Origin of the sequence: Sphaerobacter sp. (genome assembly GCF_019683595.1) — a bacterium.
Classification (GTDB): domain Bacteria; phylum Chloroflexota; class Chloroflexia; order Thermomicrobiales; family Thermomicrobiaceae; genus Sphaerobacter.
In genome coordinates this window covers 1-16786 of sequence record NZ_JADGHZ010000009.1, presented here as the reverse complement: position 1 = coordinate 16786, position 16786 = coordinate 1, and the positions used below count along the sequence as shown (strand labels likewise).

Below are 16786 nucleotides of genomic sequence, written 5' to 3'. Positions count from 1 at the left end.
GAGGGATCGGATGGACTGGAGTGGGATTCGCATCCAGGCTGACCGGTTGCACGCGAGCTTGCAGCGCATGGCCGAGATCGGCGCGACGCCGGGCGGTGGCGTGACCCGGCTGGCGCTGAGCGATGAGGACCGCGCCGGGCGTGAGTTGCTCCGGCAGTGGATGACCGAGGCCGGGTTAAGCGTGCGCGTCGACGACTTGGGCAACATGGTCGGTCGCCGCGACGGGCGTGAGGATCTCCCACCCGTCCAGCTCGGTTCGCACTGCGACAGCGTGCGCCTGGGCGGCCGCTTCGACGGGGTGCTGGGTGTGCTTGGTGCCCTCGAGGTGGTGCGCACGCTCAACGACCACGGCATCGCCACCCGTCACCCGATCGAGGTCATCAACTGGACCAACGAGGAAGGCGTCCGCTTCGAGCCAGCCATGCTGGCTTCCGGCGTGGTCACGGGCCGCTTCACCCGCGAGTACGCCTACGATCGCCAGGACGCGGACGGGCTGCGCTTCGAGGACGAACTGCGCCGCATCGGCTACCTGGGCGAGGAGGCCAACCGCCCCGGTCGCGCCGCGGCCTATCTGGAGCTCCACATCGAGCAGGGACCGGTGCTGGAGGACGCCGGGGTGCCCGTCGGTGCGGTCGAGGGGATCGTCGGCATCACCTGGATGGAGGTGACGGTCATCGGCCAGTCGGACCATGCCGGGCCGTCGCCGATGCGCCTGCGCCGCGATCCGCTGGTGGCCGCCGCGCGCATCATCGACGCCGTCGACCGGCTGGCCCGAGGGCAGGATGACGTCGCCGTCGGCACCGTCGGGCGGATGCGGGTCGAACCGAACACCATCAACACCATCCCCGGCCGGGTGGTCTTCAGCGTGGACCTGCGGCATCCGGACCCGGCGACGTTGGAGGCGATGGTCGAGCGCTTCCGCCAGCAGGTGGCCGAGATCGCCGAGGCGGGCAAGGTGGAAGCGACGGTCGACCGCTTCTGGACCAGCGAGGCTACGCCCTTCGCGCCGGAGGTGGTGCAGGCGGTGCAGGAGGCGATCGACGCGCTCGGGCTGCCGAACCGGCGGCTCTGGTCGGGCGCCGGGCACGACGCCAAGTACGTGGCCGACGTGAGCCCGGCGGGGATGATCTTCGTGCGCAGCCAGGGCGGGCTGAGCCACGCCGAGAAGGAGTACTCGACCCCGGAGGACATCGAGGCCGGCGTCAATGTCCTCCTCGGCGCCACCCTGCGCCTTGCCGGCGCCTAACACCGCATCGACTGAGAACGGCCCTCACCCCCGGCCCCTCTCCCAACGTTGGGAGAGGGGAGCGGCTTACCGGGGACGGACGATGCCGGCGCTCCTGCCGTGGCTTGGGTTGGGCGGATAGGTTGTGGAGTTGGACGACATACCGTGCTCCATCGGAACCAACACCCTCGCTCGATCGCTGTCATCCTGAGCGGAGCCGGGGGCGGCGGCCAGCCGCCCCCGGCGCAGCGAAGGATCTCGCGCGGGAGCGGCCACGCACCGGAGAGATCCTTCGCTGCGCTCAGGATGACATGGCGCTCAGGATGACATGCGCGCGGGAGCGGGTTGCTGGCGGGTAGACGAGGTTAATCCCTCAACGTTCATCACCCGGACACAGGCACTGAACGGGAGTCAGCCGTGACCACCACCGTTGAGGAGCTTTACGGCGACTTCTGGGGTCGGGTCGACCCGGAGTTCCAGGAAGCGTTCGGGACGAGCCTGAAGCCACGCGGCGCCGACATGCTGTACGACGTGTTCGCCGGCTTTGGTGTCGGGACGGACGACACGGTCCTTGATGCCGGTTGCCGGGATGCCATCTACGCGGTCGAACTCGTTCGGCGCTTCGGCTGCCGGGCCGTCGCGATCGACCCGGTGCCGCTCCACATTGAGCGGGCACACCGGCGTGTCGCCGAGGCCGGGCTGGCCGACCGGATCACGGTCCACCAGGCCGGGATGGAGGACATGCCGATCGAAAGCGGATCGATCGCGGCCATCTGGTGCCGGGACGTGCTCAACCACGTCAACCTGCCCGCCAGCCTGGCCGAGTGCCACCGCGTCCTCGTGCCGGGCGGCCGGATGCTGGTCTATCAGACCTTCGCGACGGACAAGATGGAGCTGCGGGAGGCGGCGCGCCTCTATACCGCGCTCGCCATGGTGCCCGAGAACATGTCCCCGACGACCTTTGAAGGGACCGCCCGGCAGGTGGGGTTCGTGATCGAGCAGCGGGATCCCATCGACAGCGAGTGGCGCGAGCGCTGGATCGAGGATGGCGATCACCAGATGCTCGAGGACCTGCTCCAGGTGGCGCGGATGCGCCGTCGCGAGGAAGACCTGGTGCAGCGCTTCGGGCGTGAGCGCTACGAGGCGGAACTAGCCGGTGCCGTCTGGGGTATCTACCAGATGCTCGGCAAGCTGTGTCCGACCGTGTACGTGCTGCGCAAGCCGGGGGAGTGATGCGTCATACGTCATGCGTCCCCCTCACCCCCGGCCCCTCTCGGACGGAGCCCACCAGGGGAGAGGGGAGTAGGACGCATGACGTATGACGCCTGACGTCGCTCACCACCGCGGCTGCATGATCGCGCCCTCGGAGGCGGAGGAGACGAGCGCGGCGTACTTGGCGAAGACGCCAGTGCCCGACGGTGGCGGGGGTGGCGTCCACTCGGCCATGCGGGCGGCGATCTCCTCGTCGGTCAGCGCAACGTCGAGCGTGCGCGCCGCGGTGTCGATGGTGATGATGTCGCCGTCGCGGAGCGCGGCGATGGGGCCACCGACCGCCGCCTCCGGCGCGACATGCCCGATCATGAAGCCGCGCGTGGCGCCGCTGAAGCGGCCGTCGGTCAGCAGCGCGACCGACTCGCCCAGCCCCTCGCCCACGAGCGCCGCGGTCACGCCGAGCATCTCGCGCATACCCGGGCCGCCGCGCGGCCCCTCGTAGCGGATGACTACCACGTCGCCGGGACGGATCTGCTGGCTGGTGACGGCCGCCATCGCGTCTTCTTCGCAGTCGAAGACGCGCGCCGGGCCCTCATGCCGGGTGCGGCCGGTTCCGGCCACCTTGATCACCGCGCCCTCGGGCGCCAGGTTGCCCTTCAGGATCACCAGCCCGCCGGTGGGCTGCTTGGCGGTCTCCGGCGTCAGGATCACCTGCTGGCCGGGGGTCTCGGTCGCGTTCGCCACTTCCTCGGCCAGCGTGCGCCCGCTCGGCGTGAGCTGGCTGCCGTCCATATAGCCGCCGTCGATCAGCCGCTTGATGATGAGCTGCGTGCCGCCCGCCCGGTGGACGTCGACCGCCGTGTACTTGCCGGACGGCTTGAGGTCCGCAATGATCGGCGTCCGCTCGCTCACGGGATTGAAGTCGTCGATAGTGAGGGGGATGCCGGCCTCGCGCGCCATGGCCAGGAAGTGGAGCACGATGTTGGTCGACCCGCCCGTGCCGGCCGCCAGGGCGATGCCGTTGAGGAAGGCCTCGCGGGTCAGGATATCGCTCGGCTTCAGGCCGCGCTCGAGTTGTTCGACCACCAGGCGACCTGCCTGGTAGGCGATCTCGTTCTTGCCCGGGTCGGCCTGCGGCCAGGAGCCGAACCCGACCGGGGAGAGCCCCAGGGCCTCGATCGCCATGGCCATTGTGTTGGCGGTGTACTGCCCGCCGCAGGCGCCCTCTCCGGGGCAGGCGACGCGCTCCAGCTCCAGCAGGTCGGCGTCGCTCATCTTCCCGGCCGCGTTGGCGCCGATCGCCTCGTAGACATCCTGGACCGTCACGTCGCGGCCCTGGAAGTGACCGGGGGCGATGGTGCCGCCGTAGAGGATGAAGCCCGGGATGTCGAGTCGGATCAGCGCCATGGCCGAGCCGGGCAGCGTCTTGTCGCAGGCCGCCAGGATGACGATGGCGTCGAACATATGGCCCCGGCCGACCAGCTCGATCGAGTCGGCGATCACTTCGCGGCTGATCAGGGAGGCCTTCATCCCCTGGGTGCCCATCGTCACGCCGTCGCTGATGGCGACGGTGTTGACCTCCATCGGCACCCCGCCCGCGTCGCGGATGCCGCGCTTGACGTGCTGTGCCAGGCGCCGCAGCCCGAGGTTGCAGGGCATCGTCTCGATCCAGGAGTGCGCCACGCCGATGACCGGCTTGCGGAAGTCCTCGTCGGTCAGGCCGGTGGCCCGCAGCATGGCACGCGCCCCGGCGCGGTCGCGCCCCTCAACAATCGTGCGGCTCTTGTGCCGCAGGTCCACGGTAGTCGGCGTCTCGACCATCCTGCGTCCCTCCCCTGCGATGAATCCTGGGATGAATCCCTCTCAGCCGAACGTGACAGGTCCGCCTCGTGTGCTGGCCGGCGTCGCGACGGGCCAAGGCGCGTCCCGTCGCCCGTCCCCGAGCACGCGATCGGCTCGGGCTAGTCGTCGTAGCGCAGCAGTTCGACGCGGTTGCCTTCCGGGTCGCGGTAGAACGCCATCATGAGCGGGCGGCCGACCTGCGCAGCCGTGCGGTGCTGCAAGGGGGTATCCGCCTCGAACCCCGCTTCGTCGAGCCGCTGGCAGACCTCCTCGATGTTCATGACGCCCAGCGCCAGGTGGTCCAGCCGGCCGCCTGCCTCCGCGGTGAGGTTCGGGTCATGGATCAACTGGAGGCCTGGGAGCCAGACCGAGTCCTCGTTGCCGGGCGTCTTCCCCGTGCGGGTGACCGGCAGGCCGATCAGGTCCCGGTAGAAGCGCAGCGCCGCGTCGAGGTCGCGCACGCGCAGGGCGACGTGGTTGGCGGTCGCATCCAGTCGCGCAGATCCGGTGTCGGACATCAGTCATTTCCCTTCGTGCTCGCCGGTGCACCGGCGCGTCGGTCGTGGCCCGGCTCCTGAGTCGGGCTCGGGCGGGTGCGGTCAGCGAGCTTTTCGATCCGGTACGGTCCACTCGCGCAAGCGGCCGTAGAGCCGGCGCACGCTCGGTCCGTCGAACGTCTGAATTCGCTCGCCCTGCATATCATAGTGGATACGGACCGCGAACGGGCGCGCCGGGTCGTCCTTCAGCCAGTCGCCGCGGAATTCGAGCCGTGCGCAGCGCGCCAGGTTGGTCACCGACTCCTCGTCGAGGGCGATCCACTGTGGGCGCGGCCGGCGGCTGCGGCCGTAGTCCAGGTTCTCGTACCACTCGACCACGCCGTCGGTTGTCCGCTCACGGTGGTGCAGCCAGCGGACCACGGTGATCCCTTCCGTTGCCGGCGCCATCCGGGTTCGTGGCCGGGGTCTCCCGGCAGGCCGGTGCAGGCGCCCGATCGGTGTCGCGTCTCCGTGCCGATCGCTCTGCAGACCCGCTGCCACCGTGTCGTGTGCCTTTCCCCGCTAGCGGGCGGAGAGCCCACCATCGATGACCATCGCGGTTCCGGTGACAAAAGCCGCGTCGTCTGACGCGAGGTAGAGCGCGGCGGCGGCCACCTCCTCGGCGGTGGCGAGCCGGCCCATCGGCTGCCGCTCCTCCAGCGCCCGCCGTCGCGCCGCCGGGTCGGGTGCTGCGGCCAGCAGCCGGTCCACCCACGGCGTGTCGACGGTCGTCGGGCAGAGGCAGTTGCAGCGGATCCCGCGGTCCGCGTACTCCACCGCGATCTGCTTGGTGAGCGCCACCACCGCCCCCTTGCTGGCGCAGTAGGCCGCCCGCTCCGGCGCGCCGACCAGGGCGAGCACGGACGCGGTGTTGATGATCGCCCCGCCGCCCTGGGCCAGCATGTGCGGCAGTGCGTACTTGCAGCCCAGGTAGACCCCGCGCACGTTGACGGCGAAGACCTGATCCCACTCGTCCGGCTCGACGGCGACCACGTCCTTGCTGCTGCCGATCCCCGCGTTGTTGCACAGGATGTCGATGCGCCCGAAGCGCTCCACCGTCTCTCGCACCATGCGCTCAACGTCGGCCGGGACGGCGACGTCGGCCACAACGGCGAGCGCTTCCCGCCCCGTCTCGGACCGGATCATCGCCACCGTCTCCTCGATCGACGCCGGGGTGCGGCCTGCCGCCACGACCGTCGCGCCCTCACGGGCGAACAGGAGCGCCATGGCGCGCCCAATCCCCGACCCGGCTCCCGTGATGATGGCTACCTTGCCCGCGAGTCTCCCGCTCGGCTGCTCCGACACAGCATCCCCTCCCTTCACGCCCGCGCGACGCAGGTGATGGTCCGGTCATCCGGCGCCGATGTACCACCCGAACCCAAGCCTGTCACCGTGTGGCGGCGGGAGGCTACGGCCAGGAGCACTGGCGCCCGCGGGAGCCTCGTCCGGCCCGTGCCGGAGCGGAGATTGCTATCGGAATGCCGATTCCGGCGGGAAGCGACTGATATTGACGCATTGACACAACCTTAGCGCGCTTCTATACTCACATGCGTAATCCGGAGACCAGAGCGAGACACTGAACGTCGGCGCGAGAGAGCAGAGGTGGAGTCGCCCGGTGCACAGGGATCGATCCGGCTGGCGGCGCCGGCTGCGCGAGCCTTTCGGGCGGGGATCCTTGGGTGCCGAGGTGAATCTGGAGGAGGAGCGGTCCCGTGCACCCATCCCGTCGGCCCGTCACGCTCCGCGCGATCGTGCTGTCGATCCTCGTCTCCGTCGTGCTGGCTGCCTGCGGTGGCGGCGGTGCCTCCGAACTCGGCCCAGCCGATCAGGGAACGTCCCCACCGCAGGCAACGCAGCCGGAGCCCGGGGGCAACCCGCCCTCCGCCGGCGGCGACATCCCGCGCGGGGGCACGCTTACCATCGCCTACAAGGACGACCTCGCTACCCTGGACCCGGCCGTGGGCTACGACTGGACCAACTGGCCGGCCGAGAAGATGGTCTTCGACGGGTTGCTCGACTACGACGACACGACCAACCTCCAGCCGCGGCTGGCCGAGTCGATGCCCGAGGTGAGCCTCGACGCGACGGTCTACACCTTCCGGCTGCGCCAGGGCGTCACCTTCCACAACGGCCGCGAGGTGACGGCCGACGACGTGGCGTACTCCATCACCCGTGTGCTCGACCCGCAGACCAAGAGCCCCGGCTCCGGCTTCTACACCGGAATTGCCGGTGCTCAGGACTTCATCGACGGCAAGGCGGACTCCGTCTCGGGCATCCGGGTGGTCGACCCGCGGACGATCGAGTTCACTCTGGAATCGCCCGATGTCACCTTCGGCAACAAGATGGCGCTCAACTTCGCCTTCATCGTGCCGAAAGAGGAAGTCGAGCGGCTGGGCGAGAACTTCGGCCACAACCCGGTGGGCACCGGCCCCTTCCTCTTCCGCGAGTGGATCGCCGGCCGGCAACTGACCTTCGAGCGCAATCCGAACTACTTCTTTGAGGGCCTGCCCTACCTCGATCAGGTGGTCATCCAGGTCGGCGTCGAGCCCGAGGTCGCGCTGCTGCGGCTGGAGCGGGGCGAGATCGACTCGATGGGCGACCCGATTCCGGCGGCCGAGTTCGCCCGGATCAAGGACGACGATGCCTGGCAAGGTCGGCTCACCAGCGCGCCGCAGGTGAGCACGATCTACATCACCATGAACACGCAGATGAAGCCCTTCGACAACGTCCAGGTGCGCCGGGCGATGAACATGGCCATCGACAAGGAGCGCATCATCCGGCTGCTGGGTGGGCGCGGCACGGTGGCCAACCAGATCCTGCCGCCGCTGATGCCCGGCTACGATCAGGACTACCAGGGATACGAATACAACCCGGACCAGGCGCGGCAACTCCTGGCCGATGCCGGCTACCCGAACGGGTTTTCCACCACCATGGAGTGCATCGCGGTCGAACCGCAGCCGAAGCTGTGTGAGTCGTTCCAGCAGGATCTGAGCAAGATCGGCGTTCAGGTCCAGGTCCAGACACTGGCCGCCAGCACGGTGATCGCCGACGGTGGGACCGAGGGTAAGGTGCCGCTGGTCTGGTCCGGCGGGCTGGGCTGGATCCAGGACTACCCCGATCCGGACGACTTCTACACGCCGATCCTCTCCTGCGTCGCGGCGGTGCCCGGCGGCTGGAACTGGCCGTGGTACTGCAACCAGGATCTGGAGCAGAAGGCGCAGCAGGCTATCGGCACGACCGACACCGAGCAGCGGCTCGGGCTCTACCGCGAGATCTACCGCACGCTGATGGACGAGGCCGTCTGGATCCCGGTCTACAACGGGCAGTACGACATCGCGCACTCCGACAAGCTGGTCGGCAAGGAGACGGACTTCGCCCACCCGGAGCACACCATCCGCTACGAGCGCCTCGCGAAGCAGCCGTGAGATCGCACACCGACGCGCCGCTGCCCGATGCCGACGCCCGTGCGCTGGCCGACGCTGGTTCGGGGACGGCTCGGGGGGCGGTGCCCGAGACCCAGTTCACACTCGCCTGGCGCCACTTCAAGCGGGACCGCCTCGCTCTGGCCGGCGGCATCTTCGTCCTCCTGCTGGTGCTGGTCGCGGTGCTGGCACCGGTGCTGGCGCCGCACGACCCGGCCGAGCAGTTCGCCGAGGGGCTGACCCTCGATGGGCTGCCGGTGTCGAGCACCCTGCCCGAGAGCGCCCAGTTCCCACTGGGTACCGACCAGAACGGGCGCGACCTGCTGAGCCGCATCATCTACGGCGCCCGCGTTTCCCTCACGGTCGGCGTGCTGGCCAACGTCATCGCCGTTACTCTGGGCGTCCTGGTGGGCGCGCTGGCCGGCTACCTCGGCGGCTGGCGGGGCAATTCCATCATGCGCTTCACCGACATGATGATGGCCTTCCCTACCCTGCTCCTGGCGATCGCCCTCGTCGCCGTCCTGCGGCCGAGCATCTGGGTCATCATCTTCGTCATCGGCGCCGTCTACTGGACGTGGATCGCCCGCATCGTCTACGGCGCGGTCCGCTCGCTCCGCGAGCGCGAGTTCGTCACCGCTGCCGTGAGCATGGGCGCGCCGACCTGGCGCATCGTGCTGCGGCACCTCCTGCCGCACCTCTTGCCGCTCGTGATCGTCTGGGCCAGCCTCGGGATCTCGACCAACGTCATGCTCGAGGCCAGCCTGAGCTATCTGGGGATCGGGGTCCAGCCGCCGACGCCGAGTTGGGGCGGGATGATCCAGCAGGGTCAGAGCTTCTATCGCGCCGCGCCCTGGCTGGTGATCTACCCCGGGCTGGCGATCATGCTGACGATCCTCTCCTTCAATCTGCTCGGCGACGGGCTGCGGGACGCGCTGGACCCGCAGCAGCAGCGGAGGTGAGCCCGTGATTGCCTATCTGCTGCGTCGGCTGCTCTTCACAGTGCCCGTGCTCATCGGGATCTCGCTCATCACCTTCGTCCTGATCTACTTCCTGCCGGCCGACCCGGCGCGCATGTACGCCGGGCCGAACGCCTCGGTGGAGGCGGTCAACCGCATCCGCACCCAACTCGGGCTCGACCAACCGTTTTATGTCCAATACGGCCGCTACCTTGAGCGCGCCGTCCAGGGCGACCTGGGCTACTCCTACCAGTTGCAGATGCCGGTCACGCAGGCGATCCTGAGCCGCTTCCCCTACACCCTGCAACTGACGCTCGCCGGTATCTTCGTCGAGCTTCTGATCGGGGTGCCGGCCGGTCTCCTCGCCGCGTCGCGCCGTAGCACCTGGCTCGACGGCACCAGCATGGTGGCGTCGCTCATCGGGGTCTCCTCGCCCCCCTTCTGGCTCGGCCTGCTGATGCTCTACTTCTTCGCCTTTCGGCTCGGGCTGTTCCCCCTCGGAGGGGCGGGTTCCTGGCAGCACCTCATTCTCCCCGCGGTCACGGCGGGGCTCGGCGGCGCGGGCTGGTACGCCCGGATGACCCGCTCCAGCGCGCTCGAGGTGCTGAGCGCCGACTACGTACGGACCGCCCGGTCGAAGGGGCTGGCGGGCGGCCAGGTCCTCCGCCGCCACGTCCTCCGTAATGCCATCAACCCGATCGTGACCATGGTGGGGATGGACATCCCCTGGTTCATCGGCGGGGTGGTGCTGATCGAGACGGTCTTCGCCTGGCCGGGCATCGGCCGGATGATGGTGGACGCGATCCTGACCGACGACGTGCCGCTGATCCTGGGAACCGTGACCTTCACCGCTGTTCTTGTGGTCGTGAGCAGTATCATCATCGATATCGTGCAGGCGATGCTCGACCCGCGCATTCGGCTGCGGTGAGGGCGGCCGATGGAGAAGGGAGGACACGGTGACAGGACGGAGCCACACGGTCCACGCGGCGCATCACCACTTCGGCTGGGATAACGCGATCGAGCCGGTGATGGAGGTCGAGCCGGGCAGCACGGTTGAGTTCGAGATCATCGACGCCTCCGGCGGGCAACTGAACCGCAACTCCACCGCCGCTGACGTCGGAGCGATCGACTTCGCCCGCGTCAACCCCGTCACCGGCCCGATCTTCATCAAGGGGGCGCAACCCGGCGACGTGCTCGAGGTGGAGATCCTCGACTTCGGCCGCGCCGAGTGGGGCTGGACCGCGATCATCCCCGGTTTCGGGCTCCTGGCCGATGAGTTCCCCGCGCCGGTCCTGAAGATCTGGGATCTCTCCGAGGGGAGGGCGGAGTTCGCGTCCGGGATCGAGATCCCGATCAAGCCGTTCCCCGGCACGATCGGCGTGGCCCTGCCCGAGCCGGGCCTCCACACGATCGTACCCCCACGCCAGAACGGCGGGAACATGGATATCCGGCACCTGACGCGCGGTGCCCGCCTGTTCCTCCCGGTGTGGGTCGAGGGCGCGCTCTTCTCGGTCGGCGACACCCATGCGGCACAGGGGGACGGCGAGGTCTGCGGCACCGCCATCGAGGCGGCAATGACCGCCACGCTGCGCTTCCAGCTCCACCGCAACCAGACCATCGCCGAGCCGCGCTATATCCTGCCCGGGCCGCCGACGCCGGAAGCCGATGCCAAGGGCTACTTCGTCACCACCGGCTTCGCGTCCGACCTCCGGGAGGCGGCGCGCAAGGCGATCCGCTACCAGATCGAGCACTTGCAGCAAACGGCCGGGCTGAGCCGGGAAGACGCCTACATGCTGGCGAGCGTGGCCGTCGACCTCCGCATCAGCGAGGTGGTGAACGCTCCCAACTGGCTGGTGTCCGCCTTCCTCCCGCAGGCGATCTTTCGGTAGTGGGGGCCGCCAGCGGGGGCAACGCCCCCGCTTTCTGAGAGATGATCGCCTGTCGTCGTGAACGTCCTGGGAGGGTGGCGGGAGAGTCTAGGCGCCCTGCCGCGTGCCCGGGGCTAAAGCCGCCGGGCTCACAACGAAAGCCGGCTGAAGCCGGCTGGAGGAATCGGGCTCAGATTCTGGCAATACGGCGTTCACCACCCGGCGCCTGCCCGGCGTTAGTGGGGTTTGACGAATTGTATGTGGGTATACGCGCCGGGCGACGGGGTCCATCATGCCGAGGCGCCAGCCTTGCATCGTTCCAGCCGGCTTCAGCCGGCTTTCCCTTGTCAGCCCGGCGGCTTTAGCCCCGGGCACGCGCCGGGATGCGGGATCCTTCGCACCACCCACCTCGCGTCCCAACAGCGGCGCGGCTGCGGCCGCGCGGTACCAAAGCGGCGGCTCGGGCCGCCGCACTCCAAATCCGGCGACGGCCGGCTTTCGTTGTCAGCCCGGGGGGTTACCCCCGGGCACGCGCCACTGCCGTAGCTCCGCGGACGTCCTCGTACGGCCGCTCACGTAGCTCCCCTCTCCCAACGTTGGGAGAGGGGTCGGGGGTGAGGGCCGCGCTCCTAGAGCCGTGTTATTCTGTTGCCCGTGGGAGCAGGTGAGAGGTGACGGGAGGCGGGGATGGCCGGGCCGCGCATCTGCGTCGTGGGCAGTGTCAATATGGACCTAGTTGTGGCGACGCCGGTGCTGCCGGTGCCGGGGCAGACGGTGCTCGGCGGTCCGTTCGCCACCCACCCGGGTGGCAAGGGGGCGAACCAGGCCGTGGCCGCCGCGCGCGCCGGCGGGCAGGTCAGCTTCGTGGGCCGGGTCGGGGCGGATGCGTTCGGGGATACCCTCCGCGCGGGGCTGGAGGCGGAGGGGATCGACATCACCCACCTGCGGGTCGCACCTGAGGAGCCGACGGGCGTCGCGCTGATCGCGGTCGATCCGAGCGGGCAGAATACGATCATCGTCGCCCCGGGGGCGAATGCGGCCGTGACGGTCGGCGATGTCGATGCCGCGGCCGACCAGATCGCGCGCGCCGACGCGCTCCTGCTCCAGTTGGAGGTGCCGCTGGAGGTCGTGGCCCACGCGGCGGCGCTGGCGGCCGGGGCCGGGGTGCGGGTCGTGCTCAACCCGGCGCCAGCACAACCGCTCTCAGACGATCTCCTCGCGTGCTGCGAGTGCCTGATATTGAACGAGACCGAGGCCGAGATCCTCACGGGCGTGCTGCCGAGCGATTGGGAGAGTGCCGAAGCGGCGGCCGCGCGGCTCAGGGAGCATGGGGTGCGGCAGGTCATCATCACGCTGGGTGCGCGTGGCGCCGTGCTGGTCGGCGCGAATGGTGTGGTGCGCCAGCCAGGCTTCCCGGTCGCCGCGCGGGATGCCGTCGGGGCAGGTGATGCCTTCGTCGGCACGTTCGCCGTCGGCGTGGGCGGCGGGCTGGCTGCGCCCGAGGCTTTGCGGCGGGCGGCCGCGGCGGGGGCGCTGGCGACGCTCACCGCTGGTGCCCAGCCGTCGCTCCCGACGGCGGTCGCTGTCGACGCTTTCCTCGCTGAGCGTGAGAGAAGCTGATTACCTCCCCTTTCCAAACCCCGATTCTGTGCGACAATGCGGGTGTCGAGTATCGCCGTGGACGTGCGTGAGTAGGGCGAGCCTCCAGGTCGGGGCGGCGCCGTCTGTCGCATCATCTGCGGCGCAGCCATCCCACCTACTCTGCGACGCTCCCCGGATGGCTCGGAGACGCGGCCGGTGCCGCGTCGGGTTCGCGTGCCGGCTCGCGGGGAAGGTTGGAGGGCTGGATGCGGGTCCACATCGGCATCGACACGGGCGGCACATTCACCGACGTGATCGCGTTCCGCGAGGCAGACGGGCGGCTCGTCGCGCTCAAGGTGCCGAGCACCCCGCAGAACCCGGCCGAAGCGTTCATCGCCGGGGTGCGGGCCGCGCTGGAGGAGCTGGGCGCCGCACCCGAAGACGTCGCGTTCCTGGCCCACGGCACAACCGTCGCCACCAACGCCCTCCTCGAAGGGAAGGGTGCCCGTACCGGCTTGATCACCACCGAGGGCTTCCGTGATGTCTACGAGATCCGGCGGCTGAACCGCTCCTTCGAGGACCTCTACAACATCTTCTGGACCAAGCCCACGCCGCTTGTGCCGCGCTATCTGCGTAAGGAGGTGCGCGAGCGCGTCAACGTCGACGGGGTCGCGGTCGTGCCCCTCGACGAGGGCGGGGTGCGCGACGCGGCCGCGGCGCTCGGCGAGGAAGGGGTGGAGTCGGTCGCCGTCTGCTTCCTCCACTCCTACCTGAACCCGGAGCACGAGCGACAGGCCGCGGCCATCATCCGCGAGGTGCTGCCGGGTGTGTCGATCTCGCTCTCCCACGAGGTCAACCCGGAGTACCGGGAGTACGAGCGAACCTCCACCACCGTCGTCAACGCCTTTGTGGCGCCGATCATCGAGCGCTACCTGGGCGATCTGGAGCGCCGGCTGGCGGAGACGGGCGTTTCGGCCGCGCTCCACGTCATGCACTCCGGTGGGGCCGCGCAGACCGGCCGGGCGGCGCGCAGCCGGCCGATCACGACGATCCTCTCTGGACCGGCGGCCGGGGTGATAGGCGCCGAGGCCCTGGGGCGTGAGATCGGGGTGTCGGACCTGATCACGCTCGACATGGGCGGCACCTCCACCGATGTCGCCCTGCTGCGCCATGGCAAGCCGACGCTGGCGAGCGAGAGCGAGCTGGCCGGGGAGGTCATCCGCGCGGCGATGCTGGACATCACCACCATCGGCGCCGGGGGCGGGTCGATCGCCTGGGCCGACGAGGGCGGCCGGCTCAAAGTCGGGCCCCAGAGCGCGGGCGCCGACCCCGGCCCGGCTTGCTACGGCCGCGGCGGCACGCAGCCGACGGTCACGGACGCCAACCTGGTGCTTGGCTACCTCGGCGCCGACGCCTTCCTGGGCGGGCGCATGCGGCTCGACCGCAGTGCCGCTGAGGCGGCCATCGACCGGCTGGCGGCCGAGCTTGGGCTCTCCCGCCTGGAGACGGCGCACGGTATCTTCCGGATCGCCAACGCTAACATGCTGCGCGCCATCCGCCTCGTCTCGGTCGAGCGCGGTCTCGATCCCCGCCGCTTCGCCCTGCTGGCCTTCGGCGGCGCCGGGCCGGTGCACGCTGCGGCCCTGGCCGCGGAGCTGGACATCCCGCGCGTGATCGTGCCGCGGAACCCGGGGAACTTCTCGGCGTTCGGCTTGCTGGTGGCCGATCTCAGCCGGGACGCGGTGCGGACCCAACTCACCCCGCTGCGGCCAGAGGCGCTCGACGGCATCCGGCAGGTCTACGTCGACCTGGAGGCGCAGTTGACCGCGCAGTTCGCCGCCGACGGGTTCGATCCCGGCCAGGTCACGTTCCGCCGTTCGGTGGACGCCCGCTACATCGGGCAGGCATACGAGGTGAACGTGCCGGTGCCGGGCGGCCCGCTCGAGCTGTCCGACGTAGCGGCGCTGGAGGAGGCATTCCACGCGGCGCACGCCGAGCGCTACGGCCACAGTGCGCCGGGGGAGCCGGTCGAGCTGGTGAACTTCCGCGCCATCGCCACGGTGCCGACCACGAAGCCGGCCTTCCCCCGGCTGGAGCGGACCGGCGGCGCGGCGCAGATCGGCGAGCGACCCGCCTGGTTCGACGGTAGCGGCGACCCGGTCCTGACGCCGGTGCTCGACCGCGACCGCCTCGGCGCCGGCGTGGTCCTGACCGGCCCGGCCATCATCGAGGAGCCGGGTGCCACGACCGTGCTCCTGCCCGGCCAGCGGGCCGAGGTCGACGACCTGGGGAACATTGTCATCGCCGTCGGAGCATAGCAGCGAGGGAGGCAGCTATGGCGAGACATCCGTCCAAGGCACCCGGGAAGTCCCGGTTAGGGGCTTCCGCGCGGCAGATCGACCCGGTGACGCTGGAGATCCTGGGGTCCAACCTCCACGCCGCGGCCGAAGAGATGGCGGTGTCGCTCCGCCGCACGGCCTACTCCTCGATCGTCCGCGAGGCGATGGACTTCTCCTGCTGCCTGTTCGACGGCCAGGCGCGGATGGTCGCCCAGGCGGCGAACATCCCGATGCACCTGAACTCACTGCCGCTGGCCCTGACCGATTGGCTTCAGGAGTACCCGATTGAGGAGCTGGAGCCGGGCGACCTCCTGATCGGCAACGACCCGTACCGCGGCGGGAACCACCTGCAGGACGTGATCGCCTTCATGCCGATCTTCGTCGAGGGCCGCGTCGTGGCCTTCGCCGCCAGCCTGGCCCACTGGGTGGACGTTGGCGGCCGCTCGCCCGGCAGCATCGGCAACGACGTGACCGACAACTACCAGGAAGGCATCTGCATCCCCCCGCTCAAGATCATGCGGCGCGGGGAGCTGGACCAGAACATCCTCAAGATGATCCTGCGCAACGTCCGCGAGCCGGAGAAGGCCTACGGCGACCTGCGTGGGCAGATCGCCGCCAACCGCACCGCCGAGCGGCGCATCCTGGAGCTGATCGACCGCTACGGCCTGGCGACCGTCGAGGCCGGGATGGAGGGGTTGATCGACTACTCGGAGCAGCGCATGCGCCGCGGGCTACGCGAGCGCATCCCCGACGGCGAGGCGACCTTCGAGGACGTGATCGACGACACCGGGGTGGTGATGCACGAGTGCCGCATCCGGGTGAAGGTCACCAAGCAGGGCGACCGGATCACCGTCGACTTCACTGGCACCGACCCGCAGCAGATGGGCGCGGCCAACTCCCCGATCGGCCCCACCACCTCGGCCGTCTACTACGTGATCAAGGCGATCGCGGGGCCGGACATCCCCATCAACGATGGCTGTTACCGGCCGATCGAGCTCGTGGCACCGGAGGGCACGCTGGTCAACGCCACGCTGCCCGCGGCCTGCCAGGCGCGCAACGTGATCTGTCACCGGATCACCGACGTCCTCTTCGGCGCACTGAGCCAGCTCTGCCCGGAGCAGGTGATGGCTGCCTGCTACGGCTGCACGCCGTCGTACACCATGGGTGGCTACAGTGAACGGCGCGGGCGCCACTTCGCCTTCTATGAGGTCCTCGGCGGCGGGATGGGCGGTCGCCTCGGCGTGGACGGTGTGGACTGCTGTGCCGCCAACACGTCGAACTTCCTCAACATCCCGGTGGAGATGATCGAGTTGGAGCTACCAGTCACCATCCAGCGCTACGAGCTGGTCCCTGACTCCGGCGGGGTAGGCGAGTTCCGCGGCGGCTGTTCGGGTCGTCGCGACATGACGGTGCACACCGACGTGGTGATGTCGTTCCTCGACGAGCGCCACAAGCACGCACCCTGGGGCCTCTTCGGCGGCGGCCCGGGCGGGAAGGGCCTATTCCGCATCATCAGCCCCGACGGCCGGGAGCGGGAAATCTACTCCAAGGCGACCAACGTCCTGGTCAAGGCCGGGGAGACGGTCAGCCTCATCACTCCCGGCGGCGGTGGCTACGGCGACCCCCGCCGCCGCCCCCGCGAGAAGGTTGCCTGGGACCTCAAGAACGGCTACATCACCGAGGAAACCGCCCGCCGAGCGTATGGGTGGACGGGGTGAGGTGGGGTTACGGTTACCCCTCACCCCCAACCCCCTCTCGGACGGAGCCCACAAGGGGAGAGGGGGCAATGGCCCTCACCCCCGGCC

Annotated in this window: 13 protein-coding genes; 9 read left to right on the top strand and 4 right to left on the bottom strand. The window is 69.6% G+C overall.

Going from position 1 to position 16786, the window contains the following annotated elements:
- The first annotated feature begins 10 nt into the window (after positions 1–10).
- Positions 11–1246, top strand: coding sequence for a Zn-dependent hydrolase (locus tag IRZ30_RS01940; RefSeq protein ID WP_294082352.1), 1236 nt, complete (start codon positions 11–13; stop codon positions 1244–1246).
- Positions 1247–1642: 396 nt separating this feature from the next.
- A complete protein-coding gene (locus tag IRZ30_RS01935; protein ID WP_294082350.1) occupies positions 1643–2458 on the top strand; it encodes a class I SAM-dependent methyltransferase in 816 nt (271 codons plus the stop codon).
- 102 nt (positions 2459–2560) lie between these two features.
- Here IRZ30_RS01935 and ilvD read toward each other — a convergent pair whose 3' ends face one another.
- The 4 genes from ilvD to IRZ30_RS01915 form a co-directional block, all read right to left on the bottom strand.
- Positions 2561–4258 (bottom strand): dihydroxy-acid dehydratase, encoded by a 1698-nt coding sequence (ilvD, locus tag IRZ30_RS01930; RefSeq protein WP_294082346.1) that lies wholly within the window; start codon positions 4256–4258, stop codon positions 2561–2563.
- Between the two features lie 140 nt (positions 4259–4398).
- Positions 4399–4797: a VOC family protein gene (locus tag IRZ30_RS01925; RefSeq protein ID WP_294082344.1), complete on the bottom strand. Its 399-nt coding sequence runs from the start codon at positions 4795–4797 to the stop codon at positions 4399–4401.
- Positions 4798–4878: 81 nt separating this feature from the next.
- Positions 4879–5223 (bottom strand): hypothetical protein, encoded by a 345-nt coding sequence (locus IRZ30_RS01920; RefSeq protein WP_294082342.1) that lies wholly within the window; start codon positions 5221–5223, stop codon positions 4879–4881.
- Between the two features lie 114 nt (positions 5224–5337).
- Positions 5338–6120, bottom strand: a complete 783-nt coding sequence (locus IRZ30_RS01915; protein WP_294082340.1) for an SDR family oxidoreductase — start codon at positions 6118–6120, stop codon at positions 5338–5340.
- 407 nt (positions 6121–6527) lie between these two features.
- Between IRZ30_RS01915 and IRZ30_RS01910 the strand changes: the two genes are divergently transcribed.
- The 7 genes from IRZ30_RS01910 (at position 6528) to IRZ30_RS01880 (ending at position 16699) form a co-directional block, all read left to right on the top strand.
- Complete coding sequence (locus IRZ30_RS01910) at positions 6528–8240, top strand: ABC transporter substrate-binding protein (RefSeq protein WP_294082336.1); 1713 nt, start codon at positions 6528–6530, stop codon at positions 8238–8240.
- Complete coding sequence (locus tag IRZ30_RS01905) at positions 8237–9196, top strand: ABC transporter permease (protein ID WP_294082335.1); 960 nt, start codon at positions 8237–8239, stop codon at positions 9194–9196. The genes IRZ30_RS01910 and IRZ30_RS01905 overlap by 4 nt, the downstream gene beginning before the upstream one ends.
- Before the next feature lie 4 nt (positions 9197–9200).
- On the top strand, positions 9201–10121 hold the full coding sequence (locus IRZ30_RS01900; RefSeq protein WP_294082334.1) for an ABC transporter permease: 921 nt from the start codon (positions 9201–9203) through the stop codon (positions 10119–10121).
- A gap of 28 nt (positions 10122–10149) precedes the next feature.
- Entirely contained in the window at positions 10150–11082 is a 933-nt protein-coding gene (locus IRZ30_RS01895; RefSeq protein WP_294082333.1) for an acetamidase/formamidase family protein, read from the top strand.
- 666 nt (positions 11083–11748) lie between these two features.
- Positions 11749–12681 carry a ribokinase gene (gene rbsK / locus IRZ30_RS01890; RefSeq protein WP_294082332.1) on the top strand — a complete coding sequence of 311 codons (933 nt, stop codon included), beginning with the start codon at positions 11749–11751 and terminating at the stop codon, positions 12679–12681.
- Positions 12682–12908: 227 nt separating this feature from the next.
- The gene (locus IRZ30_RS01885) at positions 12909–14960 is read left to right on the top strand and encodes a hydantoinase/oxoprolinase family protein (protein WP_294082330.1); all 2052 of its coding nucleotides are present in this window, start codon (positions 12909–12911) and stop codon (positions 14958–14960) included.
- 17 nt (positions 14961–14977) lie between these two features.
- A complete protein-coding gene (locus tag IRZ30_RS01880; protein WP_294082328.1) occupies positions 14978–16699 on the top strand; it encodes a hydantoinase B/oxoprolinase family protein in 1722 nt (573 codons plus the stop codon).
- Positions 16700–16786: the final 87 nt, after the last annotated feature.

Excerpts from the sequence above, each read along its gene's own strand:
- IRZ30_RS01920 (WP_294082342.1), bottom strand. The coding sequence starts at position 5,223 with ATGGCGCCGGCAACGGAAGGGATCACCGTGGTCCGCTGGCTGCACCAC.
- ilvD (WP_294082346.1), bottom strand. The coding sequence starts at position 4,258 with ATGGTCGAGACGCCGACTACCGTGGACCTGCGGCACAAGAGCCGCACG.
- IRZ30_RS01925 (WP_294082344.1), bottom strand. The coding sequence starts at position 4,797 with ATGTCCGACACCGGATCTGCGCGACTGGATGCGACCGCCAACCACGTC.
- IRZ30_RS01880 (WP_294082328.1), top strand. The coding sequence starts at position 14,978 with ATGGCGAGACATCCGTCCAAGGCACCCGGGAAGTCCCGGTTAGGGGCT.
- IRZ30_RS01885 (WP_294082330.1), top strand. The coding sequence starts at position 12,909 with ATGCGGGTCCACATCGGCATCGACACGGGCGGCACATTCACCGACGTG.
- IRZ30_RS01940 (WP_294082352.1), top strand. The coding sequence starts at position 11 with ATGGACTGGAGTGGGATTCGCATCCAGGCTGACCGGTTGCACGCGAGC.
- rbsK (WP_294082332.1), top strand. The coding sequence starts at position 11,749 with ATGGCCGGGCCGCGCATCTGCGTCGTGGGCAGTGTCAATATGGACCTA.